This is a genomic window from Armatimonadota bacterium, from assembly GCA_017993055.1.
Classification (GTDB): Bacteria; Armatimonadota; UBA5829; order DTJY01; family DTJY01; genus JAGONM01.
Window position 1 is genome coordinate 1 of sequence record JAGONM010000043.1, and the last position, 24827, is coordinate 24827.

Below are 24827 nucleotides of genomic sequence, written 5' to 3' on the forward strand. Positions count from 1 at the left end.
TCCGGAAGGTCACGATCCACGCGTGCACCTCGATCCGCTTCTTCCCGCCCGTGGTGTCATGCGCTGCGTTGATGACCGCCTGCAGGGAGTTGAAGTTTGCCGGGGTCAGCCCGCTCATGTACGGCTCGCCCATCGAGGACGGGTAGTTCGCGTCGCAGTTCCGGCGAACCTGCACGATCACCGTGTTGCAGTTGGCTTCACGTATCTGCCCGAGGCTGCTCGCGTTGCCTACCTGCCCAAGAAGAGTGTTCACCTGGGTCTGGTTCAGCACCCCGTCACCCCAGGCGTCAACCCAGAAGGCCCTGTACTCGCCCGCACGCGCGGCTACCGCGCAAGTGGTGGCGAGAAGTACTGCGAGGATCGGCATGGTGAGGCGAAAAACTATGTTGCTCTTTCTCATCTACGTTTACTGCCCTTCTTCTCTTTGCTGCGAGGCTAACGACTGGGTATGCGAGTCATCCGAGGCCGCCTCCGAGATGCCCCACTTCGTTACCTCTTCTGTCATCTATTGTAGGCTTTTTTCGCCACTCTGTCAAGCTGAGAGTAGCCCATGAGCGGGAGAACGGGTTCACATGTTGGACAATCATTGGCGGCCGTCGCGACGTCAGGTGCTGTGAACCAGCAACCTGTCGGTGTAGCGAAGCAATACTTCTACCGGCTGTGCGAGGGCGATAGGCGAGCGATGTGAATCGGCATCTTGGGAGAGGTCAACAATCTCAGTGGGCACGAGCGCACCGTCGCGCTCTTCCAGTATCCTCATCCGTGGGCGATGGGGCAGCATGCGCGTTCCTCCGACTATGATCGCCGTCTCGCCGGATGTGAGCTTCACAATGGAGCCGATCGGGAAGAGGCGGGCACGCGAGGCGAACCTCGCGAGCAGTTGCCTGTCGTACCGATTGGCGGTCTCATAGAGCATCCATGCTATTGCCTCTTCAGCCGACCATCTCTCACGGTACGGCCTGTCAGTTGTCAATGCATCGTAGGTGTCCACTATGGCGACCAGGCGGCTCCAGAGGTGCGGTGTCTGGCCGGTTGTGAGCGCGGGATAGCCCGCTCCGTCGCAGTAGATATGATGCTCGAGCGCAACGGTGGGCGCGAGCGGGGGCATGTTCTGCATTGCCGCAAGCGCTCTCGCCCCCTCCGCCGGATGCCGGCGCATCTGTTCCCATTCCTGCTCCGTGAGTTTGCCCGGCTTTGCCACCACATCCTTTGATATGAAGACCTTGCCCACGTCGTGGAGCATCGCCGAGACACCGAGTTCCAGCGCGCCCGCAGTGTCAATTCCCAGGTCTCGCGCGAGCACCATCGAGAGAATGCTGACGTTTACGCTGTGCTCGGACAGATAGCGATCGTAGCTTCTTATGTTCGTGAGGGCCAGCAGCGAACTCTCGTCCGCCATAAGACTCTGCAGGGAGTCCGAGACGACCGCTCTGATCTCCGGGATTCTGATGCTGAGCCCGGACTGTACGGCGACCATTGCTTCCTCGATAAGCATGAGGGCCTCGTCGTATATCTGGGCCGGGTCGGTGCCCTCCCTGAACTCGCTGGGCAACACGCATCCTCCGATGGAGATGTGAGTTATCCCCCTCTGATCCAATTCCCGTTCGATTCCCCCGCGGAGCCCGATCTCCTGAGCGCTCAGGCTGAGAATCTCGGCGAGCCCCAGGATCTCCTCCCCGGTTATGCCGCACAGGAAGCTCAACTCTCCGATGCCCGCGTTCCACAGGAGTCTGGCGAATGAACGTATCGCATCGGTGTTATCAGTAAGAGGGAAGCTGTCCAGTATAAGGTCGGAATCTGAGACCATTATCACCAATCTCGGGTTCACGTCGAGAATCGCCTGCAGCGCTTGGCTGGACGACTCCGTGAGTTCCTGAACTACTGGATGAAAGCGACCGTACAGCGCGACGTTACGAACGCAAGCTGAGGTCTTGGCAACCGACTCCGATACCTGGGAACGCATCCGCGCCGCAAACGGTTCATTTGCCGGGACGCTTGTCTCGTTTTCCATGTTCTCTGAACTCCTCATGCGGCTTTCTCCTGTGCGACGCCTGACTTGTCTCTAATGTCGCAGATCGCCGCAAGCGCTGCCTCGCGGATTCGCCGAGCACGAGACGGGAAGAGCACACTGCGACTCGCGGCCACGCGTTCCAGCACGACCACCGCTTCCGGGATTCCTAACGCGCCAAGTGCCCTGATCGCAGCCAACTGCTCGCGCTCCCGCCTTCCCAGGAATCCGGGCCTGATCGCACACGCCACCAGGGGAGGGAACGCTGCCTCGTCATGAGCGGCCCCCAGCGCACCCAGCGCCGCGCATCTGACGTCGCATCGTCTGTGCCTCAACTGCCTGACGCAGATACGAACTGCCGCGGCGGACATGTGATTGCGCAGTTTGGTCAGTGCCGCCGCGACTAACTCGGGTGGTGCCTGATCAAGACTCTCTTGCAGTTCGCGGAAGGCCCAATCCGCATGAGACTCCACCAGCACGTCGAGCGCAAACTCTCTTGCCAGAGGCGATGCGCTTTCGATCAGCCGCCGAAGACTGGGCGCCGCGCTCTTCTCCGCCTTGCACACCCCGATCTTGAGCGAGTCCGCAAACAGCGCGCTCGTGCTGCCGCTCAGCATCTCAATCGCGTTCAGTGCCAGTTCCGGCACGCACTCTACCATCTGCGCCGCGGTCGTGTGGGACCGCGAATCTTCAGAGACAATCGAGTGTTCCAGAAGAGTCCTCAGGGTAGGGACTCCGAGGCTCTGCAACGCGTTGACCGCGTTTGTGCACCTGCCCGGCAGCGCGTCTACACGGCAGGCTTCCGCCGCAAGGCCGCCTGCAAGACCGACGGCCGTATCGAGGCTCCCGATTTCTATCTCAATCCGCACCAGATCGGCCAGCCTGTGGGCTATTCGGCTGTGTTCGGCGGCGTTCCCCTCCCATGTCATGAGCATCAGGTAGCTGCGCCCCGAAGCCTGCGCTAGTCTATCCGGCTGGAGTTCGGCCTGCCAGTTGGGCAGGAGGCCGGTGCACTGGGCGTTGAAAAGGCTTTCCAGATCCTCGATTGTCGGCAGGCACTGCGCGCCTCCCGTTACTTCTGAATCGGGCAGCAGCCTGCGGAGTCTTGCATCGAACTCGGCGCTGTCAACGGTCGTACGAGGGGAGGCACACAGACTGCTCTCCTTGTCGGCGTCGAATCCGAGGACGCCGGGTCGCAGATGTTTCGGAAGCTTGAGGATCGCCTCACGTATTCTCGGCGCCGCGCTATCCCATCCCGCCGTGTCGTCCACCGAAAGGTCTTTCATTTCTCTGATGACCTTGGTCGCCAGCTCAGCCGAGGGTTCGGTGCGGCCCGATGCGTGCAGTTTGCTGACAGCTTCGCGAATCAGGCGCGCGGCCATGTCGGGGTTTGCGAGAATCTCCGAGATCGGGACCCTCGGCAAGTCAACGTCGTCATCGTGTCTGGACAGCCAGTTTATCGCGCCAGCAACTGCGCGGTCTAGCGAGGGTACAGCTAGGACCCCTCCGTCGTCGTGTTCGCCTTGGGATTCGTCTTCACCGGCGTACACTGCCTGAGTCACTGCGATCTTCGTAACGCCTCGCTCTCTCAGATATGCGCTGGGTCCGCTGTGCTCCCGAATCTCGGATGGGTCGGCATTCAGGAAGGCCAGGAACTCAGTCAGCTGGCCGACCGGCGGGGGGCCGGTGAACGTGACGGCCATAGTCGCCCTTGCATAGAGCCTATTGAAGACGCTCTGGCTCTCCGATGTAGGGGCGTAATAGCGGTCGTTCACGATGACGGCGTCCTTGGAGAACACCAGAGTCGCTGGCCCGAACTCGTCCAGAAACTCGGCTAGCGCGCGCGCGACGTCCTGAGCCATCTCCCTGGTGCTGGGATGGTCCGGCCCGTAGAGACTGCATTGGGACCGCGTAACGCTAAGTGACTTGAGGATGTTCTTGAGTTCGGTGGGCAATTCCGCCTTGCGGATCTCCTGCCTTGCCTGCGGCTCCCGCTCACGTTCGGACATACTGAGAACTCCTTGGGCTATCCTGCTTCGGGTGCGTTCTTAGTATTCCACATTCCAGGCGAATTCTCGGTACGTTTGCTTGGGGCAAAGGCATTGCCCGTAGCATGAATACGGCGAGCGCGACGTAGGGTCACATTGTGAGGGGAAATGGTAGCGCCAGCCCGACCCGGAGCCATTCGACCCAGAGAGATGCACTTCAGGTTGATACCGGATGGCAGGCGGTGGGTAAGCGAGCCACTCCCAACTTGACCTTGCCGGTTGGGCATCTCTCTCACACTGCTGCGGACCCGATGGTCCGGATGTGCGAATACCGCGCTCGTATGCGTATTGCAGTGTTTCGATGGATGTGGCGATGAGGGCTCTACTTGCGACTGATCCTCTCAGTCCCAAGAACGCCGGAGATGCGTGGACTTCGCTTCGGAGCGCCCTCCGTCTCATGTTGACGTCCCGCACCGCTCGGCAGTGACCTGCCCCCAAAGTATGTACCACATATCAAGTGGAACCAAGCATGTGTGGACTTGCCCCCGTTTCTGTACCACCCTTAACATTAGTTTTCAGCCTGCAGCGACTAGCAGTTGATGGGTCTCAACAGAGCCGTCGGCCTCCTCTGTTTCTATCCTTCGCCGGCTGCGGGCGAACTCCTCCGGGGTCATGTTCCCGAGAGAGCTGTGCGGCCTGTTCGCGTTGTAGTCTTGCCTCCATGACTCGGCCTTCTCCTGCGCGTCCACCAGTGACATGAACCAGTGCTCGTTCAGGCACTCCTGGCGGAATCTTGAGTTGAAAGACTCGATGAACGCGTTGTCCGTGGGCTTGCCTGGGCGGGTGAAGTCCAACTCCACGTTGTTCCAGTATGCCCACTGGTCCATCACTACCGAGGTGAACTCCGTCCCGTTGTCCACCCGAATGCTTCTCGGTCGTCCTCTCTCCCTGAGCAAGCCGTTCAGGACCTCGACGACGTCGTCTCCCTTCAGGCTGAATCCCACCCGGATCGCGAGGCTCTCGCGACTGAAGTTATCCACTATCGTAAGCACCCGGATCTGCCGGCCGGAATACAGAGCATCGGCCATGAAGTCCATGCTCCAACTCTCGTTTGTCTCCCCCGGTGTCGGGACGCCTTCCCGCCTGGCGGCGCTTACTCTGCGCTTCGGCTTCCTCTTCCTCAGCGCCAGGCCTTCTTCGCGGTAGAGTCGTGCAACCAGCTTGTGATTTACCGTCCAGCCCTCCCGCCGAAGCAGCAGCCACAGCCTGCGGTATCCGTAGCTGGGACGTGCTGCCGCCAGATCCCTCAGCCGTATCCTCAGTTCCTCGCGCCTGTCCGCAATGCTCCGGTATCTCTGCGTGGACCTGCTGAATCCGAGCGCCCTGCACGCCCTCCGCTCGCTCACCCCATAGCAGACCATCAAATACCGGACCATCTCCCTGCCGCGGGCAGGCGCTAGAACTTTTTTCGCAGCACCTCCTGCAGCATCGCCTTGTCCAGCGTAAGGTCAGCCACCACCTGCTTCAGACGGCCATTCTCTTCCTCAAGCTGGCGCAGACGCCGGATCTCAGAGACGCTCAGACCGGCGTACTGCCTCTTCCACCTGTAGAAGGTGTTCTCCGACACTCCCATCTTCCGGCATATCTCGGCGGCCGGCGTCCCGGACTCCGCCTGCTGGAGCGCAAACACGATCTGCGGCTCCGTGTATCTGTTCCTCTTCATCTGATCCTCCTCGAGGCATTATAGCTCTAAAATCCTAACATGGCGAGTGGATCAGATTCCGGGGTTCAGACCAAGGTTGACCTGCCCCCAAAGTATGTACCACATATCAAGTGGAACCAAGCATGTGTTCCCGCGATAGCAGAGGCGTCTCCAGCGGCCTTGTGAGCACCGCCTCGGGCGCCGGCGGACGGTATCCGAGCGAGTGTAGCGGTTCAGCGTAAGTTGGACAATCTGCACCTCTGAGAAGCATACACATTGTCCCGTCAGTCCGCCTTTCCCTGCAAACATTATACGGCGATCTGTTGCTCTGTCAAACCCGAGGTCTGCCTCGTGCGGCACCGACCCTGGTTCCGGTGATCGCAGCCCCTGATTCCATCGTGCGCCGCCATCCGCACTTGATCACGGTGTCGCGCTTTCAGCAGGAGCGCACACCGGCTCAAGTGCTGTCCTGGCGAAGGCGACTCAGGTAGTCTCAGTCTTTCATGTCAGTGAGGATGTGCGGCGTGATTCCTGTCTGCGGCAACGTGTCCGGATGCACGCGGGCCGCCTGCATCCGGTTCGCCAGCCGCCGTTCCGCCAGGGTCTCGGCCTTCACCGCCGCACGCCTCGCCCTGATCTCATCTCCCAGGCCCATGTAGACGTCCACCGGGTGCATGGTGCCGATCCGCTCATGGTAGTGCACATGGTTGTACCAGTGCACGAACTCCTCAACCGCCGCCTCCAGTTCCCCCGGCGAGTAGAACTGCACGAGGCAGATCCGCTCCTTCGCGGTCTTGTTCATCCGCTCGAACTTCCCGTTCGTCTGAGGGTGATTCCGCCTCGCATAGATGTGACCGATGCCCTGGGAGACCAGAAACCGGTTGAAAGTCTCCGAGATGTAGCCGCTGCCGTTGTCCGAGAGCAGCTTGGTGGACCGATACTCCACCGGTACGCCGGCAAGCCCCGTTATCTCGATCGCGCGCATCACGAGATCGCTCGCCGTGTTACCAGTCATGTCGCGCTTCACCTCGTAGCAGATCAGGTAGCGGCTGAAGTCGTCGAGTATCCCGCCGATGTAGTACCAGCCCCAGCCGATCACCTTCACGTACGTGAAGTCCGTCGCCCACATCTCGTTCGGCCTGCCCGTCTTCGTGTGGAACTCGTCAGCCGCCGGCATCGGAAGCTCGGGAGCGTCCGGGAGCAGGCCTCTCGACTTCAGTATCCTGTACACGCTCGACTCGGATATGAAGCCGGCCCTGTCGGTGATATGCCAGGCCAGCTCTCTCGCGGGCAGGTCCGGCAGTTCGTTCGCGTACTCGACGACTCGCTCTACCTCGGGCCCCGTAAGCCTGTTCACCGGCGTCCTCGGCTTCGGCTCCCCGTCCCTGCGCTTGAGCCAGCTGTAGTAGGTCGAGCGCGGGATCCCGAGGCACCGGAGCGATTCGCTGATCGAGAGCCGGCTCCTGCCGACCTCCTCGATGATCGAAGACTTCTCCTCTTCCGACAGCCTCTCGTACTTCATGCGTTCCCTCGGAGGCTTCAGAAGAGACTTTTTTTAAGCGTCAGGTTCTCGACGGACAGGTCGGCTACTACCTGCCTCAGCTTCGAGTTCTCGTCCTTCAGGGCATCTACCTCAGCTTTCGTGGCCCCTCGTAGGTCCTCGCCCTTCAGGCGCGACTTCCCGGCTTCCATGAAGTCCTTCAGCCACTTGTAGTAGATGTTGGCATGGATTCCTTCGCGCCGGCAGACTACCGTCACCGGGTCGTCGCCCCGGATGCCCTCCATCACGATCCGGATCTTGTCCTCCGCCGTGAATACGCGCCTCGTGGCCCGGCGCGCCGTCTTGATCAGCTTCCTGGCCGTACCATTCTCTGTCTTCGTCTCGTTCATTGTCTCGTTCCTCCCCTTCTTCCCTTTCGGGTGATCAGATGGGAAAGAACAGCCGACAGAACAAACGTTTGTACACTTCATCCGGAGCCGAATCTGTCCAATTTACGCTGAAGCTGGACAAGCGCAAACTCGACAGTCTCTTCAAGGACTACCAGCCGCCGGATCCGGAGACGTAAACCAAAGCTCCGCTCTCCGAACGTGTCGGGCCGGCGGGGGGGGCTTCCCAAGCATCCTCCGAAAATAGATCCGCGTCGGGGATAATGTTTTATGATTTATTGGAATTCGCATTATAATCCCATTGTGATACCAAAATATTCGGGTAGCAAGTGCGGACTGATCGGCCATTGTCACCCAGAAATCGTCAGAAGGTGCCAAATCCGGATGGCTGGGGTCGCTCAGACAGCTCCGCTTCCAGCGTTCGGAGCTCCTCTTCGAGCTTGTGCTTCCGAGCCAGTTTGACGTGCCTGTCGGCGGAATCATCCCGTTTTGAAAGAACGCTGTCCGCCCGCTGATTCGCTTCGCACAAGGCTCGTCTCGCGCGAAACACCTCGAGGCGAAGCGTCTCCGCGGCCGCCAGCATGAACGATTCCAGGGACGCCGGGACATCGGCTCGAGGCTCCCACGTCAGTTGTGTGCGTATTCGATTGTGCATTTCTAGACTCCGCGGACAAGGATTCCGTCCCGGATGGACAGCCGAGAAAGTGTCCGCAGTTCCCTTATACAAGAACTGATCGAAAACTCGGTCGGCCAGTCGGATTTTTTTGAGAGAACTTATGTATAACCAGATCTGTGACCTTGCAGGTGCGATGTGAGATCACTCCCCGGAAGGAGGCCGTCATAGAAAATGTCATTATCTGAAATCCTGAAATCGAGGAAGCCTCCATCTGGAAGCATCATCGCAGAGGAGAAGGCCAGAGTATACATCCGCGTTTCTCACGACCGATCGGCGGAGAAGAACCTGAGCCCCGAGGTGCAGAAGCGGCAGATCATCGCCCACACGACCTCCAAGGGCTACCAGATCAAGGAATGGTACGAGGATCTGGCGAAATCCGCCTTCCGCGACGATGACCTTCGCACCGAGTTCCATCGCATGGTGGAAGACGCAAAGGCGGATCCGGAGACGACCGTGCTCGTCGTCTCGAACTACGACCGATTCTCCCGGCAGCGCGGGGCAAGCGCCCTGGAAGAAGAGTTGCTGAAGTATGGGGTGAGGATAGAAAGCGTTTCCGAGGGCTACTTCGACCCCGACACCGAGAGCGGTGTGCTCCTTTCGAGCATGACTTGGACAATAGCACATGTGCAGTCCCTCAGGATACGAAACAAGGTCATCCCCTGCATGAAACTCAACTTCTCCGAGCGCGACCCTGAGACCGGCCATGCCTACAAGAACGGCGGCTGGACACTTTTCGGCTATAAGCCGTTCCACGTGCCGACACGAAGGGGCGGCCAGCACGAGCAGGCCGGCAAACTGATATGGCTGCTCGACGACCATGAGTTTGGCGGAGTGCAGATCTGGGAATGGGCGAGGATAATGCTCGTGGACTGGAGACTGAAGGAAGGTCTCGGATACGACGCGATGGCCGGTCGGCTCACCGAAGCGGGAGTTCCTACGCCTGCCGGTCGCACTCTCTGGTCGCCAAGCACGATCCAGGGAATCCTCACGGAAGCCACCCGGCTCTACCAGTATGCTGGATACGGCTTTTGGAACAAACGCGATTACTCGGATCGGCACCGCATACTAGAACGCGATCCCTCGGAATGGATCGTGGTCGAGAACGCGCATCCGGCGATCATAACCGTTGAGCAGGGAGATGCGATCTACGCCATGACAAAGCACCAGCCAAGGGTGAAGCGGTCGCACAAGGGTCAGCCGAGCCGTTGGACTCTGAGCGCGGGTCTGATCAAATGCGGGCACTGTGGCGAGAACTACACCAGCACGAACAAGCACGGCGTCGACAGCTATGCATGCGGGTCACACGTGTACCGAAGACATGCCGGCTGCTCAGCCCCCATGTGGAAACTCGAGCGCGAGAACCTAGAGCAGTCTCTTCTCGACCTGCTGATCGAACGCATGAGTTCCGCCGAGCAGACCCTGCCTCGCATCGTCGACGAGATCAACGCCGGCATCGAACAGGAATGGCGGGCCCTAATGCAGGCTGCAGACGAGGCGAGGCACAAAGTGAAGGACCTCGAGAAGCAACTGAAAGGCTACTATGATGTCGCAGCGGAGATCGGACTCTCGGATGAACTGAAAGCCCGGATACAGGAAGTCGAGGCCGTACTGGAAGAACTGAGAGCCGTGCGTATCCCTGCGAAGCCCGATCCCGTGGACGTCTCCGAGATTCGAAACCTTGCTGCTACCATACGGGAAGCCGCAGAATCGGACGACGATGGGGCTCGAGGCCGAATCGTGCGCCAGTTCGTGATAGAGATAGTGGCGGACGGCAAAGAAGGACTATTGGAGTGCAGGCTTCTAGATCCAGTAGCTATTGAGTCGAATATATTGGTAGCGCCAGGGGGAGTCGAACCCCCGCCGCGGCCTTGAAAGAGCCGTGTCCTAACCGTTAGACCATGGCGCCACGAGATTCCTGCGAAGCCCCACGACTGATGCGAATGACCGTGTCATTATACCAGATGGCATCCGGAAGTTCAATACTGAGTTGCTGGGGAACGCAGAGCACAATTGTTCGTCATCTTACCCAGCAGATTTGCCGTTCGCGCGCCGATAATGGACGTTGTAGACTTAGCGCCTTTCGCAATGCGGCGGAAGGCGTGACGAAAATATGGCATATATGTCCTTGACGTGTCGAGCTCGGTGTGCTACCATGCGCGAAGCTCCAGTTGGCTTCCTGCGCGATGCCTCCTGGCAGGATCGGCGCTCTCTGACGGGGCGCAGCCAACCGGCAACTTAGTGCTATTCTTTCTCGTAGAGGTACTGATGGAGTTAAGACGTTACGATCGAAACCCTGTGCTAGTCCCAACCGATAACTGGTGGGAGAACCAGGCGGTCTTCAACTGCGCCGCCGCGCGCCTCAACGGCGAGATTCACATCCTGTATCGTGCCATAGGCGACGACGGCATTTCCAGGTTCGGGCACGCGGTCAGCGTGAACGGCCTGGACATCGCGAGGCGAGATTCGCTGCCGATTTACGAATCGCTTGGAGACGAACTCGAGCGATTGGGAGTTGAGGACCCGCGGATCACCGAGATCGAGGGGACGTACTACATCACATACACCGGTGCATCAGTCTACCCGTGCTGTGCCGCGGAGCCCGGAGGGGCCGTCACGAACATTCCTTGGCGCTGTCGGGTGGGACTGCTCTCGACCAGGGACTTCATCACGTATAAGAAGCACGGATGCATCCTGCCGGACATGGACAACAAAGACGTCGTCATATTTCCTGAGAAGATCAACGGGAAGTACGTGATGCTGCATCGAACCTTCCCCGACATCTGGATTGCCTACTCCGAGGATCTGATCCACTGGCATGACCACAAGATCATTATGCGCGTGCAACCGAGCGGATGGGACTGCAACCGCATCGGAGCCGGCGCGCCGCCGATCAAGACCGAACAGGGCTGGCTCAACTTCTATCACGGTGTGGACCACAGCCGCAACTACCGGCTGGGCGTGCTCATGCTCGATCTCGACGATCCATCGAGGGTCATCGGGCGTTCCGTAGACCCGATCCTCTCTCCCGTGGAGAACTGGGAGCTGCACGGACTGGTGCCGAACGTCGTGTTTACATGCGGGGCTGTCGAGATGGACGGCCAGTACTACGTCTACTACGGCGGCGCGGACAAGGTGATAGGCGTCGCCACAATGGATATCGAGGATGTCGGGAATGTGCAACTGGAGAGAATCCAGTAGAGCCTGAACTGCGGGGAAAGGGGCCTCTCCGATCCCTTTCCCCGTGTCCTCAGTGTCACAGACCGCCGGCGAACTCCTCGCCGAACGCCCGGCATTTCGCAAGGTCGTTCTCAGTGGGCACGAAGCAGAATCGGAGCCCCGACTCGACCACCTTCAGCCGCAGGCTTCGCATTCGCTCCTCGATCATCCCAACGGCCTCTCCGCTCCAGCCGTACGACCCGAAGGCGGCCCCTGCCTTGCCCTTCCTGTTGACCAGCGCGAACAGACCGAGCAGGCTCCAAACCGGCTCGAGCGCATCTCCGTTGATGGTGCACGATCCAGCAATCACTCCCTTGGAAGCCTCGACGGCATTCCGAACCTCTTCCGGGTCTGCAGTTGCTGCGTCGAAGAGCGATACCTCAGCGCGCAGCGACGCTCCTTCTGCGATGCACTCTGCCATGCGCCGTGTGTTCCCGTATGCTGATGCGTAGAGTATCGTCACCCGCTGTTCGGGTATCCTTTGCGATGACGCCCATTCCTCATAGAGGTCAAGTATCTTTCTGGCATCCTGCCTCACGATAGGCCCGTGGCTCGGGCAGATGAGTTCGATATCGAGACCTGTGACCTTCTGCACACCCTCGTGAATCTTGTCGGCGAACGGCCGCATTATCACATCGTAGTAGCGCCTCCGCTCGGATTCGTAGAGGTCGCGATCCACGAGATCATCATACATTCGCTCATCGCAGTAGTGGGCAGCAAAACCGTCGCAGGGGAAGAGCATCCGCTCTTCGGGCAGATAAGTGAACATGGTGTCCGGCCAGTGCCAGAACGGAACCGTCACGAATCTCAGCGTCTTGCTGCCCAGGCTGATTTCCTCGCCGTCCTCAACGGCACGCGAGCTGAAATCCCGATTGAGCATCTCTCGCAGCCATCTCGCCGCGATCTTTGTGGAGATCACCTCGGCCCTCGGACATAGATCGATCAGAGCGCCGAGAGAACCCGTGTGATCGGGTTCAGTGTGCTGGACGATGATGTAATCCACCTTCGCGGGATCGACTTCCGACCGCAACTTGCTCAAGAACAGATCCGTGAGTTTCCCGGAATTCGCGTCAACGACGGCGATCCTGTCGTCGCGAATGAGGTAGGCGTTGTACGTAGTGCCGTACTCGGTCCGCATGATGACATCGAAACGCCGGAGCGAGGGATTGAGCGTGCCGATCCAGTCTATGCCTTCTCTAATCTTCAAGTTCGGAGAACATCTCCTTCCCAACGCCGCACTCGGGACAGACCCAATCCTCGGGGACGTCCTCCCACGCTGTCCCCGGCGGGACGCCGTTGCTCGGATCCCCCATCTCGGGATCGTAGATGTACTGACATACGTCGCAGATGTACCGTTTCATCGTTAACCCTCCTGTGAGTGTTGTGCCGGCCTTCCGGCAAGCCTATTCTATGGACGAAAGCCGGTCGCGTCAAGCAAAATCTGCGGCACGTCTGCTGCCATTCGATTCTCCATTGTCCGTGGTAATGCGATATGGTACAATCCATCTGGACAGTTGCTCGGCATTTCCGGAGTGTGTGGATTGACGGTGACTGCTCGTGAGAGCGGATATCCCCTGCATGGAGGTATGTGATATGAGATCTTGGGCCCGCGTGATTGTGTTCTCACTGCTCATTACGTGCGCTTCCACACTCCGCGCGGCGGAGATCACGGGGCAGGACAAGATGTTGATCGCTGAGGGGACTGTACTTGAGGATGAGCTCTACGCGTTCGGGCAGTCACTCGTCCTCGGAGGCACGGTTTCCGGCGACGTCAGCGCCTTCGTGAGCGAGCTCCGGGTCACCGAGACAGCTACGATCACCGGCAGCCTGAACCTCGCAGCCAGCACCGCGGAGATAGGCGGGCAAGTTGCGAACAACATCCGTGCGGCGGGAAGCGATGTAACCGTTTCAGCCAAGGCAGCCGGCAACGGGGTGATCACGGGCGCAAGAGTCCTTCTCGCCGGAGCCGGTGAAATAGGCCGCGATCTCTTCGTCGCCGGGGCCGATGTCGGCATTGACGGCTCGGTCGGGCGAAACCTCAGGATCGCAGCGGACAAGGCTAGGATCAACGGTGCCGTCGGCGGGGACGTACGCGTCACCGCGAGTCGAGTCAGCGTGGGTCCTCAGGCGGTCATAAAGGGCAACTTGTTCTATACTAGTTCGCAGCCGGTGAAGATAGACCCGGGGGCGCAGATCATGGGGAAGACCGTCGAGGAGAAGCCATCCTCCGGGAAGGATTTTGTCGGGCCGTTCCGCTGGGTGTTGCGGGTGATAGGATTCTTCGCCCTCTACCTAGTCGGGGCGCTTCTGATTGCGGTGGCACCGCGGACTATGGTTTCATCAGGAGAGGCGGTTTCTCGAAGCCTCTGGATGTCCCTGGTTGTGGGATTGGGGGCGCTAATAGTGATCCCGGTGGTGATCGGGAGCATGATACTGACGGTGATCGGCTTTCCACTGGCGCTCATAATGTTTGCTATGTACCTGATCATGCTCTACATCAGCCGGGTAGTCACCGCCCTCGCGATCGGCCAATGGGTACTCGGGCGTTCCGGGAAGCCTGTAGGGTCGCCGTACAGGTTGCTGTTTGTCGGCCTGCTGATCTTCTGGATCGTGACGAGTCTGCCGTACATCGGCGACTTTGCGGCCTTCCTCGGACTTCTGGTCGGCCTCGGCGCCCTCCTCAGGGAGCGCGTCAGGTTCATGCGGGAGATGCGGTCGGAGGGCAGAATCTGAAGCGGTAGTTGCGATAGTACGCCCATGATGGTAGAATATTCCACATCCGGCGCAAGACCGGAGGGGAAGCACGGCAACAGGGCTGCGGGGGTTCGTCCTCCGCAGCCTCAAATACAACTAAGCATAGCTATTTGAGGTAAAGATGAACTTTGAAGGTGCATGGACTGCGCTGATAACCCCGATGACCGCGGACGGCGGAGTTGACTGGGACGGCCTCGAGCAGAATCTCAAGTTCCAGATAGAGCAGGGGATCACAGGGCTTCTTCCCACTGGGACGACCGGGGAGTCCCCGACTCTCAGCTGGGACGAGCACAATGAGATTATCGAGCGCACACTCGCGTGCGCCAGCGGAAAATGTGGCGTCATCGCGGGGACGGGAAGCAACTCCACACAGGAGGCAGTCGAGAGCACGGAGCACGCTGTAGAGAACGGCGCCCGGGCTGCGCTGTTGGTAGACTGTTACTACAACGGCCCATCATCTCTGGAACTCCGTACCGAATACTACGGAGTCCTGGCTGAGATGTTCCCTGATGTCTCCTTCGTTCCCTATGTGATACCGGGGCGTTCGGGGACTGAGCTCCTTGTCGAGGACCTCGCAATCCTGGCAGACCAGTTTGCCAACATTCACGCCGTCAAGGAGGCCACGGGGAATCTGGACCGAATGGCTCGGACTCGTGCGCTCGTTGGGCCTGAGTTCCAGATCATGTCGGGCGATGACGACATTACATACGCGATAATGACCCAACGGACGATTATGGCAGCCGGGGTGATCTCCGTGGTTTCGAATATCGCTCCGGCAGCCGTGGAGAGTATGTGCCGGAGCATCCTCTCCTCGGACCTGGACGCCGCGCAGAAGATGAGAGATGCGCTGTCGCCCCTGTGCGGCGTTGTGACGGTCAAGGCGGAAAGCGACCGTGCGATGCCCGATGGGTCTTCGGTTCGCGTGACGGATCGGTTCCGCAACCCCCTAGCAGTGAAGGTGCTCATGCGTGCTCTGGGAATGCCTTCGGGTCCGGGACGCCAACCGCTGGGACGGATGACCGAATCTGGTGTGGAGGTCGTGCGGAAGGCCGCAGAGGAGGTCTGGTCGAGGAACCCGGAGATACTGGCGCCGATAGGCGATTTCTACGGGGTGGACGTCGAGTCGCGCATCAGATCCGACAAGGTGTGGGCAGGGCTTACGTATCCGTAGGAGCGGTGGGCCACGTGGAACTTCGCTACAAGGAGGACTGGCCGTCAGCCCGCGACCGGCTGATGGCGTGGTGGAATGGCGAGATCATTGATCGCGTCGCGATCAAGGTGACCGCACCCAAGAGTGAGCGAAAGCGCGTTACTCCACCGGCGGATATCATCGGCCGCTGGACGGATGTGGACTTCCTTGTCGAGAATATGCAGGCGCACATGGAGTCCACCTACTTCGGCGGCGAGAGCATTCCCTGCGCGTTCGTAAACCTCGGGCCGTCGGTGATGGGCGCATATCTCGGCTGTCCACTCCACCACGACGAACGGACGGCTTGGCAGACCCGCATAATCCGCGAGCCGTCCGAGTGGAACGACATCCGATTCGATCCTGAGAACCGCTGGTGGCAGCTTACGAAGAAGATCACTCGCGCACTTGTCGAAGCGGGGCAGGGGAAATACTTCGTCAGCCACACCGACCTCGGCGATGCGACCGACGTGATGTCATACATGCGCGGTCCGGAAGACCTTTGCGTGGACCTGCTGGAGATCCCCGACACGATCTACAGGGTGCGAGATCAGATCACTGACCTCTGGTTCCGCCTCTACGATGAACTGCACTCTATCGTGCAGACACGCATGACGGGTTCCGCGTGCTGGCTGCAGATCTGGTCGCCGGGCAAAACGTACACGCTCCAGAGTGACTTCTCCTGCATGATATCGCCCTCGATGTACCATGACTTCGTCCTGCCGGAGGTGGACCGGATGGCGCGCTGGCTCGATCACTCGATCTATCACCTCGACGGCCCCGGAGCGCTACAACACCTGGACATGCTGCTGGAGATTCCGGAGCTTCACGGCATACAATGGGTGCCCGGCGCAGGCGCGCCTCCCGCGAAGGAATGGCCGGAACTGATCAAGCGCATTCAGGCTGCGGGGAAGCTGCTCGACATCGGGGTTCACGTCAACGACATCGAAAGCCTGCTAGAAGTCGTTTCACCGAAGGGACTGCTTATCGGGACCGGATGCTCATCGCCGGAGGAAGCGCGCGAACTTCTGAAGAAGGCGGAAGTGTGGACCGCCCGTGCAATGAGATGACCGACATGCGATGTCTTACCCCGGAGAGCAAATCATCATGCCAGCGAACCTGACCCCTCAATACAAGGCAGCGGAAGAACGCTACCGCCAGGCAGAGACGACCGATGAGAAGCTCGCCGCTCTTGACGAGATGATGGCGATCATCCCGAAGCACAAGGGCACGGAGCACATGCGCGCGGACATCAAGCGCAGGATATCCAAGCTCCGGCAGCAGGACGAGAAGAAGGGCGGAAGCAAGCGGGGCCAGGAGTACAACGTCGAGAAGGAGGGCGGCGGTCAGGTCGTGCTCGTGGGTCCCCCCAACTCCGGAAAGTCCAAGCTCCTCTCCCGACTCACAAACGCCCAACCGGACGTTGGTGACTACCCTTTCACCACCCAGAAACCCCTCCCCGGCATGATGCCTTACGAGGATATCAAGTTCCAGATCGTAGACATGCCGCCGATAACCGCGGAGTTTACCGAACCTTGGATGGCCGCCATCGTGCGAAACGGCGATGCGGCACTCCTGGTACTCGATATGTCCGACGGCGGTGTGCTCGGTCAGACCGAAGAGCTGCTTTCGGTGCTCGAAAAGTTCCGCGTCAGTCTATACGGCCATGACCGTCCCGGGCCCGAGGATGAGCTTGGGTTGATCGTCTGCAAAGAGGCCATCGTCGCTGCAAATAAGATGGACCTGCCGGACAGTGGAGAGAACCTTGAGATAGTGCGTGAGTTCTTCGAGGACCGATTCCCGATCCTGCCGGTTTCTTCCGAGTCCGGCGATGGTCTGGAACAACTGAAGCAGGATATCTTTGCCATGCTCGATGTAGTGCGAGTCTACACCAAGATCCCCGGGAAACCGGCGGACATGGATGCTCCATATGTCGTCCCGAGAGGCGCGACTGTCATTGATCTGGCGACGATGGTGCACAAGGAGGTCGCGCAGAATCTACGGTTCGCCCGCATATGGGGGCATGGGAAGTTCGAGGGACAGATGGTAAGCCGCGACCATATACTGGATGACAAGGATGTGATCGAGTTCCACGCGTGATCTTGTCCCTGCAATACCAAACGGGCGTCCGCCATCCGGAAGTGGACGCCCGTTTTCATATCTGCCGCAGTCGGTACTACCCTCTGGCAGTCTGCTTCTCTGGATCCCTGAACAGAAGCAGGAACGCAATGGCGCAAACCACGGTCAATGCGCACGGAACGAGAAAGACCTTCGTCCAACTCATCACGTTGGACTCGGGCTTGAAAACGTTCATGATCCAGCCGGTAAAGTAAGTCCCCAACACAGTACCAATGCCGAGGGTGAAGAAGCTGAGCATGCTCTGCGCCGACGCCCGGATGTCCTTGGGGGCCACCATATCCACGAACACCTGGCTTGCGACAAAGAAGAACGCATAGCCGATTCCGTGCAGAGTGAGCGAGGAGATGACCGCCTTCTGGGCAATCCCCAGTTCTCCGTAAGGCGCCCAGGCGAAAACGATGTACCGAAGCGGCCAGGCGATGACTCCGATGGCGAGCGTCTTCCGCACACCGAGTCTCTTCAGGGCCAGCGGCAGGAAGAGTGCCATCGCCAGTATCTCGGCGATCTGCGCGACGGACATCACCGCCGGTATTTTCGCGTTGTCAATCTTGAGCGCGGACTCGAGGAATCCTCCGGTCGGCCCGTAGTAGAACTGCAGTTCAGTTGTTACGACGAATGCTATTGCCATGAACACGAAGAAGTTCGGGTTCTTCAGCAGAACGAACGCCTCCCTGAATGCCAGCGGATCGGCGGCTTTGTCCTTTGAGGGAGGCGTGTGCGGCAGGAAGAAGGCAAAAACGCCCATGACTATGCTGAAGATCCCGGCTAGCATCAGGCAGTCCACCGTGCCGGGCATCCAGCCTCGTGTGCGCCAGTAAGTGAGAGTCCAGCCCGCAACGATCCATCCGATAGTGCCGAACACCCTGATCACGCCGAAGTCCTTCTCGTCCTTCATGTGATGGAACGCAAGCGAGTTGGTGAGCGCGAGGGTAGGGGCGTAAACGAGCGAGAAGACCGCAAGGAGAAGGAGCATGTTGCCGAATCCGGTCGCCTTTGACGCGAGGACCAGGAAGATGCCGCCGATGATCTGCACGATCCCCAGGAATATCTGAGTCGGCATCAGTCGGTCAGCTATCTGCCCGCCAGTGAACGGTGCGAGTATGTTCGCGAGCGGAAGCAGGCTGAAGATTACGGCCGCCTGTGGGTTTGTCATTCCGAGATTGTTGGTCAGGTACGGCCATAGAACCGGCGCCCATGCTCCCCAGATCGCGTACTGCAGGAACATCATTGCACTAAGGCGGAAACGTAAGCCGAAACCCATATTACCCTCCATAGACATCCGGGGCATCGCCCCGTTCGTTCGAAATCACTATTTGCATTCTTCCACGCGCTTGCTCGCCTCTCCTCCGTCGCGCGAGTTTGACATCCCACCAACCGATGCATACAATCACTCGGGGGGTAGTACATCATGAAATCACACACCGAATACCTCTGGATGAACACATCGAAGAAGCGTGAGTTCGTGAATATCACGCGCGAATGCGAGCGCATATTACGGGAGAGCGGCATCCAAGAGGGAATGATGCTTGTCTCCGCGATGCACATTACGGCAGGAGTCTGGGTGAACGATAACGAGTCAGGAATTCTCCAGGACGCGATGGACTTCCTGGAGAAGCTTGCCCCTTTCGGCCCGGACTATCGCCATCACCGCACCGGCGAGGACAACGGAGATGCGCACCTCAAGAACCTTCTGACTCATCATCAGGTCATCATTCCGATTACGGACGGACGGCTCGACTTCGGGCCCTGGCAGACGGTCTTCTACGCGGAGTTTGACGGCCAGCGGCGCAAACGCATCGTCGTCAAGGTGATTGGGGAGTAACCGGTGGGCGGTCGGTCCGCCCACCGGCGAAGCCATTCTATGGGCAGTTCAGCGGCCTGATTTTCACGTTGCGCAGCCAGACCTTCGCCCCGTGGTCCTGGACGCCGATGTATCCGGAGCGAGGCATGTTCTTGTACGCAGTGCGGAATTTGTTCCCGGAGCCGTCAGGGTTCTTTCCCGCTGTATCCCACTTGTCCAGGTCCATCCAGAGCACCCGGGCATTGTTCACATCAACCCAGACTCGGTTCTTCCGGCAGGTGAGCACAACCGTGTTCCACTCTCCCGCAGGCCTGCATGTGTTCTTTCTTGGCGCCAGGCAGTCGTATATCGCGCCGAAGTCGTGCTTCCCGGGAGTCTTGACGCCGTTCGAATCGAGTACTTGCATCTCGATGCCGGTCTGCACGGGATCGCCCAAGTCCGCCCAGCGGAAAAAGATGCCGCTGTTCGCCCCCTTCTCGTACTTTACGTCGAGCGACAGGATAAAGTCGCCGAACTGCTCTGTGGTAGCGAGATAGCCGCCACCCTTGGCAAGGTTGAGAATCTCACCGTTGTCGACCCTCCAACCGTCGGCGCTGCCGGTGATCTGCCAGCCGTCGAGCGTCTTGCCGTCGAAAAGCAGCCTCCACCCGGCGGTCTTCTCTGCGGTTGTGAGCGTGTTAGTCATCGCGCAGAAACCGCCAAGGGAGAGCAGAACCCCAAGGGAAATCAGTGCGACCATTCTCTTCTTCATGATATCCTCCCGTGATGCTTAGTTGACGTGCCGCACACACGTATCAATCCGAAGGGATTTTCGCCACCGGTATCCGTTTCTCCTTGTGAGGAGCCGTCGAGGATTCGTCATGCATCCAGGTGGGTAAGGACAGAATGCCGAAAGACTATCCGGACGAGGAGGTTCCATCGTGACGCCACGAACCGAAGTGTTTACCAGATGCAGGCTCAATCCGATTCTCACTTATCAGGACATGCCCTGCCCGTGCCAGGCCGTATTCAACCCGGGGGCCGTTCTCATTGACGGGGAGACCCTGCTCCTGCTGAGGGTTGAGGATATGGAGGGCGTATCGCATCTTGCCGTAGCCCGCAGCGCCGATGGCGTGTCCGACTGGCGTATCGAAGAGGAAGCGCTTCTGTCGCCTGCCCATGATGCGGGGCCGTACGAGGAGTTTGGCTGCGAAGACCCGCGTGTGACCCGCATCGAGGATTTCGGGATGTGGATCATTGCGTACACCGCTTACTCGAGGTTCGGCGCCGGAGTTGCGCTTGCGACTACGCACGACTTCAAGTCGGTTGAGAGAAACGGTCTGGTCCTGGCGCCTAACAACAAGGATGCCGCGGTCTTTCCGCGAAAGGTCGGGGATTCCTATTGGATGCTCCACCGTCCCGTTGCAGGTACTCAGGAACATATCTGGCTCACGGAGTCCACGGATCTTCTGCACTGGGGTCGGCCCTGGTGCATCCTCATGGAACGGGGCGGGCCGATGTGGGACGGGGCCAAGGTTGGTGCGAACGGAGTTCCTATAGAGACCGCGGAGGGTTGGCTCGTGCTATATCATGGGGTAAAGGAGTTCGCCGGAGGTCCGACATACCGCATGGGAGCGGCGCTCCTTGACCTTGAGGACCCGCGGAGATTGATCGCTCGCCTGCCGTACTGGGTGCTCGGCCCGCATGAGCCCTACGAAACGTCGGGAGCCGTCGCGAATGTCGTATTCTCGTGTGGTCATGCGCTGGTGGGTGATGAACTAAGGGTATACTACGGCGCTGCGGACAGCTCGACGTGCCTTGCGACAGCTCGCCTCTCGGATCTAATAGCTCTTCTCCAGGAGAACCGAGTCTGAGGCCGTCGAAACGCTGTTGACTCAGGGTCGGCCACCTGCTACCCTATCTGCGTCTCGAACCGCGAAGTTGTGGAGGTACCAAGATGATGATCGCTCTATCCGGCGCCCTGGCGTTGGCTCTGGCGTTGCCGGTGTTCGGGGTGACCGCCGCAGATGATTCCGCACTTTACGAGAAAGTGAGAACCGACGTGCTGGTCGTCGGGGCCACTCCGTGCGGCATCTCGGCAGCTGTAGCCGCCGCCCGTCATGGCGAACGGGTTATACTGGCCGACGCAGGGGATTTCATGGGCGGCATGATGACGAACGGTCTAGGGGTAACCGACATCGGCCCGAGGCACACCATCAAGGGCATCTTCAAAGAGTTCGTGGACGAGAGCTACTCCCACTACCTGGAGAAGTACGGCCCCGATTCGGAACAGGTCCGCCAGTCTAGCGATGGATACTACTTCGAACCTCATGTGGCGGAACTGATATTCAACCGCATGGTCAAGGCCGAAAAGAGCATCTCGCTCAAGTATCATTACCGGCCGGAGAGCGTCCTCGTCCAGCGCGGAAAGCTGGACGCGGTGTACTTCAAGGATACGAGAAGAAACAGCCGGGTGGAGATCCGCGCGGCTGTGTTCGTTGACGCCACATACGAGGGCGATGTCGCGGCGATGTCAGGCGCGGCGTACAGAGTAGGCCGGGAATCACGCGAGGAGTTCGGCGAGCCGTTCGCCGGCGTGCTCTACATGGATCACTACAGCCGCATGATTCTTCCCGGCTCCACCGGACGCCCGGACAAGCGAGTGCAGGCCTACAACTTCAGACTGACGCTCACCGCCAATCCCGAGAACCGCGTCATGCCGAATAAGCCCGCCGCTTACGATCGGGACGAGTACGTCACCATTTTGCGCTCGATCAAGGAGGGCCGCATCAGGACCGTGCAGGACGTGCTGAACATCGTGTTCATTGCGAACGGCAAGTCGGACACGAACAACATGCCCAGGTCGCTGATCTCTACGGATCTTCCCGAGGAGAACTATACCTATCCCGAAGCGAGTTACCAGGAGCGCGAACGGATCATCCAGCGCCACAAGGATTACACCCTCGGACTGCTTTGGTTCCTTCAGAACGATGCCGAGATGCCGGAAGCTCTCAGAGCCGAGTGCGCCCAGTACGGATTCGCAAGAGACGAGTATCCCGACACGGACGATCACTTTCCGAGGCAGCTCTATGTTCGCGAGGCGAGGAAGATCCTCGGCAACTACAACTTCACCGCCCGAGACGCCATGCTGGGGCCGGGAATCGAGCGTACCCCGATCCATTGGGATAGCATCGCCTGCGGGGGATATGCCATGGACTCGCATGCAACCCGCAAGCGTGAAGAGGGTCACGACGTCATGGAAGGCTTCTACTACATGGGCGGTATGACTCAGCCCTACCAGATACCCTACGGCGTCATGATTCCCCAGCAGATCAACGGACTTCTCGTGCCTGGAGCGGCATCGGCCACGCACATTGGGTTCGGCACTCTGCGGATGGAGCCGGTCTGGATGGCTCTCGGCCAGGCAGCCGGGACCGCGGCGCACGTCGCCCGCCAGCTTTTCGTCGAACCCAGAGATGTCCCGATCAACCGAGTCCAGACGATCCTCCTGAACGACGGTGCGGTCATCACGACATTTAACGAGATGAAGCTGGCGAAGGCGGTGACGACCGACGAGCAGCTCAAGGCGCTGCAGTTCTGGGGCACCCGCGGTTTCTTCACCTCCTACGATGCGCTTCCCAACGAGCCGCTTACTCGCGGGCACGCCGCTTCCTGGCTGATGTCGGCGATCAAGCTGGGTGTTTTTATGACCGGGTGGGGGCCTTTCATGAAACATAACGGTGGAGGCGCCGGGCAGGCGAGCCTCAACCAGCTTCAGAGCATGTATCTGATCCCCGAGGCGGGCGATCCCGAGGCACCGTTGACCCGGAGCGAGATGAACTTCTGGCTTGCCAGGATCGAGCCGTGGATAGACGGGGCGATCGGCGACGAGTGGACCGAGCGCGTGAGTGCCAAGGAATCGCTGCCCGCCCAGATGGAGTCGGCCGACAAGAACCCGATTGTCAGCCGGGTGGAGTTCTGTGAGGCGCTCTACGCGAAGTACCGGTCCGCAACTCCCGGCCCGATTCGATAATAATATGGAGCTTAGGAGCGCGACTCGCGAGTTTCTGAGAGAAAGGAGCATCCAACGTGTCTATAGACCTCATCAGTACCATCAAGGGCTCACTTCTCGAAGGCTTCTTCCCTCAGGGATGGGATCTCGAGAAGATAGACCGGCTCTGCAACCTCCCGCCGGAATGGATCACCGACCGCCAGCCGTGGTGGAACCCCGGATTCCGTCCGATCCCCTGTGAGTCGCTCGCCGACTTCGACGTGATGATGGGCGAGGCAATCGCATCGGCCATCCGCGAGTCGCGCGATGCCGGGCAGCAGATCGCCTTCATCCTTCCCGTCGGTCCGATGGGAATGTACCGCTGGGCGGTCTACTTCCTGAAGGAGTGGGGCGTCAAGTGCGAACACGTCCACGGCTTCAACATGGACGAGTGGAGCGACGGCGAGGGCAACACCGTTGACCCGAGCAGTTCCGAATCGTTCCAGTACGCGATGGAGGATGCTTTCTACGGCCCACTCGGCGAACTGACCGTCCCGAAGGAGCAGAGGCATTTCGCGGTGAAGACCAAGCTTCCGACTTACGGCGAGAAGATTCGCGCGCTCAAGGGGCAGGGCGCGAAGCTCGTGGTCGTCTTCGGTATCGGGCGCGTCTGCCACATCGCCTTCTGGGAGCCGCATTTCGCCGCTGAGTTCTCCCTGGATGAGTGGAAGAAGCAGGACTTCCGGCTCGGCGCGCTGCTCCATCCGCTCACGATCGAGCAGAATGCGATCACGAGCTTCAAGAGCCGCACGACGCTCGTGCCCGCTCGCGCGAACACCATCGGCCCAGGGCTCTTCCTGATGGCGGACGAGATCATCGGCGGCGCGGACGGCACGCTCGGCCGCGGGATGATGTGGCAGGGGATGTCCCTCTGGATGACGCTCCGTCACGAGCCGACTCCCTGGATTCCGAGCACGTTCATGCCCACGCTCAACGGAAGGCTCTTCTTCCTGAAGGAACTCGCCGGCCCGCTGGTGGCAGAGTGTAACTAGCATTCGCTCTCGTAGGCGCTACAGGGCAGAAGAGTCCCATCGAACCCGTGAGAACGGAGATGGCGATGAAACTCACCGCGTTCCTCGGCAGTCCGAGGGCAAATGGCAACACCGATACGCTCGCCCTCAAGATCCTGGAGGGCGCGAAAGAGGCCGGCTTCGAGACGGAGGTCGTCGCGCTGCGAAGCCTGAACATCCGAGGTTGCGTCGGATGCGAGCAATGCTGGACGAAAGAGCGCCCCTGCGCGTTCGACGACGATATGACGATCCTCTACGACACCATCGCTTCTTCGGACGTGCTCCTGTTCGCGACGCCGGTATACTGGTACGCGCCGACTGCACTCATGAAGGCGTTTATAGACCGCCTGGTTCCGTTCAACCGCCCGCAGGGGCGCCCGCTGATACAGGGCAAGGGCGCGATCATCGTCACGGCCTGTGAGGAGGAGGG

Annotated in this window: 22 protein-coding genes, 1 tRNA gene and 1 pseudogene; 12 read left to right on the plus strand and 12 right to left on the minus strand. The window is 59.7% G+C overall.

Features of this window, described 5'->3' with window-relative positions; all coding sequences use genetic code 11:
• The 7 genes from KBC96_13365 to KBC96_13395 all read right to left on the minus strand — a co-directional run.
• Positions 1–400: hypothetical protein (locus tag KBC96_13365; protein ID MBP6965382.1), on the minus strand; the 400-nt coding region annotated here is incomplete at its 3' end.
• 204 nt (positions 401–604) lie between these two features.
• Positions 605–2011, minus strand: coding sequence for an HD-GYP domain-containing protein (locus KBC96_13370; GenBank protein MBP6965383.1), 1407 nt, complete (start codon positions 2009–2011; stop codon positions 605–607).
• A gap of 14 nt (positions 2012–2025) precedes the next feature.
• Positions 2026–4017, minus strand: coding sequence for a hypothetical protein (locus KBC96_13375; protein MBP6965384.1), 1992 nt, complete (start codon positions 4015–4017; stop codon positions 2026–2028).
• Between the two features lie 554 nt (positions 4018–4571).
• Positions 4572–5719 (minus strand): IS3 family transposase gene (locus KBC96_13380; GenBank protein MBP6965385.1). Its coding sequence is split into 2 segments (ribosomal slippage): positions 4572–5470 and positions 5470–5719, totalling 1149 coding nucleotides; the frame shifts between segments, so codons are not numbered across the junction.
• A 472-nt stretch (positions 5720–6191) separates the two neighbouring features.
• The gene (locus KBC96_13385) at positions 6192–7220 is read right to left on the minus strand and encodes a DDE-type integrase/transposase/recombinase (GenBank protein MBP6965386.1); all 1029 of its coding nucleotides are present in this window, start codon (positions 7218–7220) and stop codon (positions 6192–6194) included.
• Between the two features lie 17 nt (positions 7221–7237).
• Positions 7238–7588 (minus strand): transposase, encoded by a 351-nt coding sequence (locus KBC96_13390; protein MBP6965387.1) that lies wholly within the window; start codon positions 7586–7588, stop codon positions 7238–7240.
• A gap of 361 nt (positions 7589–7949) precedes the next feature.
• On the minus strand, positions 7950–8240 hold the full coding sequence (locus KBC96_13395; protein MBP6965388.1) for a hypothetical protein: 291 nt from the start codon (positions 8238–8240) through the stop codon (positions 7950–7952).
• Between the two features lie 624 nt (positions 8241–8864).
• Between KBC96_13395 and KBC96_13400 the strand changes: the two are divergent.
• A pseudogene (locus KBC96_13400) lies at positions 8865–9416 on the plus strand (recombinase family protein).
• A complete protein-coding gene (locus tag KBC96_13405; protein ID MBP6965389.1) occupies positions 9414–10133 on the plus strand; it encodes a recombinase zinc beta ribbon domain-containing protein in 720 nt (239 codons plus the stop codon). Before KBC96_13400 ends, KBC96_13405 begins: the two are co-directional and overlap by 3 nt.
• On the opposite strand, the gene KBC96_13410 is transcribed toward KBC96_13405, so the two are convergent.
• Positions 10093–10167, minus strand: a tRNA-Glu gene (locus KBC96_13410). The two genes, KBC96_13405 and KBC96_13410, sit on opposite strands and share 41 nt — an antisense overlap.
• Positions 10168–10526: 359 nt before the next feature.
• On the opposite strand from KBC96_13410, the gene KBC96_13415 reads away from it, so the two are divergent.
• Complete coding sequence (locus tag KBC96_13415) at positions 10527–11459, plus strand: glycosidase (protein ID MBP6965390.1); 933 nt, start codon at positions 10527–10529, stop codon at positions 11457–11459.
• Positions 11460–11514: 55 nt separating this feature from the next.
• Here KBC96_13415 and KBC96_13420 read toward each other — a convergent pair whose 3' ends face one another.
• Both KBC96_13420 and KBC96_13425 read right to left on the minus strand, forming a co-directional pair.
• Entirely contained in the window at positions 11515–12684 is a 1170-nt protein-coding gene (locus KBC96_13420) for an FprA family A-type flavoprotein (protein ID MBP6965391.1), read from the minus strand.
• Complete coding sequence (locus tag KBC96_13425) at positions 12674–12838, minus strand: rubredoxin (protein MBP6965392.1); 165 nt, start codon at positions 12836–12838, stop codon at positions 12674–12676. Before KBC96_13425 ends, KBC96_13420 begins: the two co-directional genes overlap by 11 nt.
• Before the next feature lie 232 nt (positions 12839–13070).
• Here KBC96_13425 and KBC96_13430 point away from each other — a divergent pair, with 232 nt between their 5' ends.
• The 4 genes from KBC96_13430 (at position 13071) to KBC96_13445 (ending at position 17517) form a co-directional block, all read left to right on the plus strand.
• Positions 13071–14210: a polymer-forming cytoskeletal protein gene (locus KBC96_13430; GenBank protein ID MBP6965393.1), complete on the plus strand. Its 1140-nt coding sequence runs from the start codon at positions 13071–13073 to the stop codon at positions 14208–14210.
• A 142-nt stretch (positions 14211–14352) separates the two neighbouring features.
• Complete coding sequence (locus KBC96_13435) at positions 14353–15402, plus strand: 4-hydroxy-tetrahydrodipicolinate synthase (protein MBP6965394.1); 1050 nt, start codon at positions 14353–14355, stop codon at positions 15400–15402.
• A gap of 14 nt (positions 15403–15416) precedes the next feature.
• Positions 15417–16487, plus strand: coding sequence for a hypothetical protein (locus KBC96_13440; GenBank protein MBP6965395.1), 1071 nt, complete (start codon positions 15417–15419; stop codon positions 16485–16487).
• Positions 16488–16524: 37 nt separating this feature from the next.
• Positions 16525–17517: a 50S ribosome-binding GTPase gene (locus KBC96_13445; protein MBP6965396.1), complete on the plus strand. Its 993-nt coding sequence runs from the start codon at positions 16525–16527 to the stop codon at positions 17515–17517.
• Positions 17518–17593: 76 nt separating this feature from the next.
• On the opposite strand, the gene KBC96_13450 is transcribed toward KBC96_13445, so the two are convergent.
• Positions 17594–18817, minus strand: coding sequence for an MFS transporter (locus KBC96_13450; GenBank protein ID MBP6965397.1), 1224 nt, complete (start codon positions 18815–18817; stop codon positions 17594–17596).
• Between the two features lie 147 nt (positions 18818–18964).
• Between KBC96_13450 and KBC96_13455 the strand changes: the two genes are divergently transcribed.
• On the plus strand, positions 18965–19378 hold the full coding sequence (locus KBC96_13455; protein ID MBP6965398.1) for a secondary thiamine-phosphate synthase enzyme YjbQ: 414 nt from the start codon (positions 18965–18967) through the stop codon (positions 19376–19378).
• 37 nt (positions 19379–19415) lie between these two features.
• On the opposite strand, the gene KBC96_13460 is transcribed toward KBC96_13455, so the two are convergent.
• Positions 19416–20108 carry a DUF1080 domain-containing protein gene (locus KBC96_13460; GenBank protein ID MBP6965399.1) on the minus strand — a complete coding sequence of 231 codons (693 nt, stop codon included), beginning with the start codon at positions 20106–20108 and terminating at the stop codon, positions 19416–19418.
• Positions 20109–20340: 232 nt separating this feature from the next.
• On the opposite strand from KBC96_13460, the gene KBC96_13465 reads away from it, so the two are divergent.
• The 4 genes from KBC96_13465 to KBC96_13480 form a co-directional block, all read left to right on the plus strand.
• Positions 20341–21210 (plus strand): glycosidase, encoded by an 870-nt coding sequence (locus KBC96_13465; protein MBP6965400.1) that lies wholly within the window; start codon positions 20341–20343, stop codon positions 21208–21210.
• 83 nt (positions 21211–21293) lie between these two features.
• Positions 21294–23369, plus strand: coding sequence for an FAD-dependent oxidoreductase (locus KBC96_13470; protein ID MBP6965401.1), 2076 nt, complete (start codon positions 21294–21296; stop codon positions 23367–23369).
• A 62-nt stretch (positions 23370–23431) separates the two neighbouring features.
• Positions 23432–24379, plus strand: a complete 948-nt coding sequence (locus tag KBC96_13475) for a glucosamine-6-phosphate isomerase (protein MBP6965402.1) — start codon at positions 23432–23434, stop codon at positions 24377–24379.
• A 65-nt stretch (positions 24380–24444) separates the two neighbouring features.
• Positions 24445–24827, plus strand: a 383-nt coding sequence (locus tag KBC96_13480; GenBank protein ID MBP6965403.1) for a flavodoxin family protein, incomplete at its 3' end; no start/stop codon positions are given.

Coding starts and splice junctions, on each gene's coding strand:
- KBC96_13470 (MBP6965401.1), top strand. CDS start 21,294: ATGATGATCGCTCTATCCGGCGCCCTGGCGTTGGCTCTGGCGTTGCCG.
- KBC96_13370 (MBP6965383.1), bottom strand. CDS start 2,011: ATGGAAAACGAGACAAGCGTCCCGGCAAATGAACCGTTTGCGGCGCGG.
- KBC96_13385 (MBP6965386.1), bottom strand. CDS start 7,220: ATGAAGTACGAGAGGCTGTCGGAAGAGGAGAAGTCTTCGATCATCGAG.
- KBC96_13465 (MBP6965400.1), top strand. CDS start 20,341: ATGCCCTGCCCGTGCCAGGCCGTATTCAACCCGGGGGCCGTTCTCATT.
- KBC96_13445 (MBP6965396.1), top strand. CDS start 16,525: ATGCCAGCGAACCTGACCCCTCAATACAAGGCAGCGGAAGAACGCTAC.
- KBC96_13405 (MBP6965389.1), top strand. CDS start 9,414: ATGACAAAGCACCAGCCAAGGGTGAAGCGGTCGCACAAGGGTCAGCCG.
- KBC96_13425 (MBP6965392.1), bottom strand. CDS start 12,838: ATGAAACGGTACATCTGCGACGTATGTCAGTACATCTACGATCCCGAG.
- KBC96_13415 (MBP6965390.1), top strand. CDS start 10,527: ATGGAGTTAAGACGTTACGATCGAAACCCTGTGCTAGTCCCAACCGAT.
- KBC96_13455 (MBP6965398.1), top strand. CDS start 18,965: ATGAAATCACACACCGAATACCTCTGGATGAACACATCGAAGAAGCGT.
- KBC96_13430 (MBP6965393.1), top strand. CDS start 13,071: ATGAGATCTTGGGCCCGCGTGATTGTGTTCTCACTGCTCATTACGTGC.
- KBC96_13460 (MBP6965399.1), bottom strand. CDS start 20,108: ATGAAGAAGAGAATGGTCGCACTGATTTCCCTTGGGGTTCTGCTCTCC.
- KBC96_13395 (MBP6965388.1), bottom strand. CDS start 8,240: ATGCACAATCGAATACGCACACAACTGACGTGGGAGCCTCGAGCCGAT.
- KBC96_13450 (MBP6965397.1), bottom strand. CDS start 18,817: ATGGGTTTCGGCTTACGTTTCCGCCTTAGTGCAATGATGTTCCTGCAG.
- KBC96_13390 (MBP6965387.1), bottom strand. CDS start 7,588: ATGAACGAGACGAAGACAGAGAATGGTACGGCCAGGAAGCTGATCAAG.
- KBC96_13435 (MBP6965394.1), top strand. CDS start 14,353: ATGAACTTTGAAGGTGCATGGACTGCGCTGATAACCCCGATGACCGCG.
- KBC96_13375 (MBP6965384.1), bottom strand. CDS start 4,017: ATGTCCGAACGTGAGCGGGAGCCGCAGGCAAGGCAGGAGATCCGCAAG.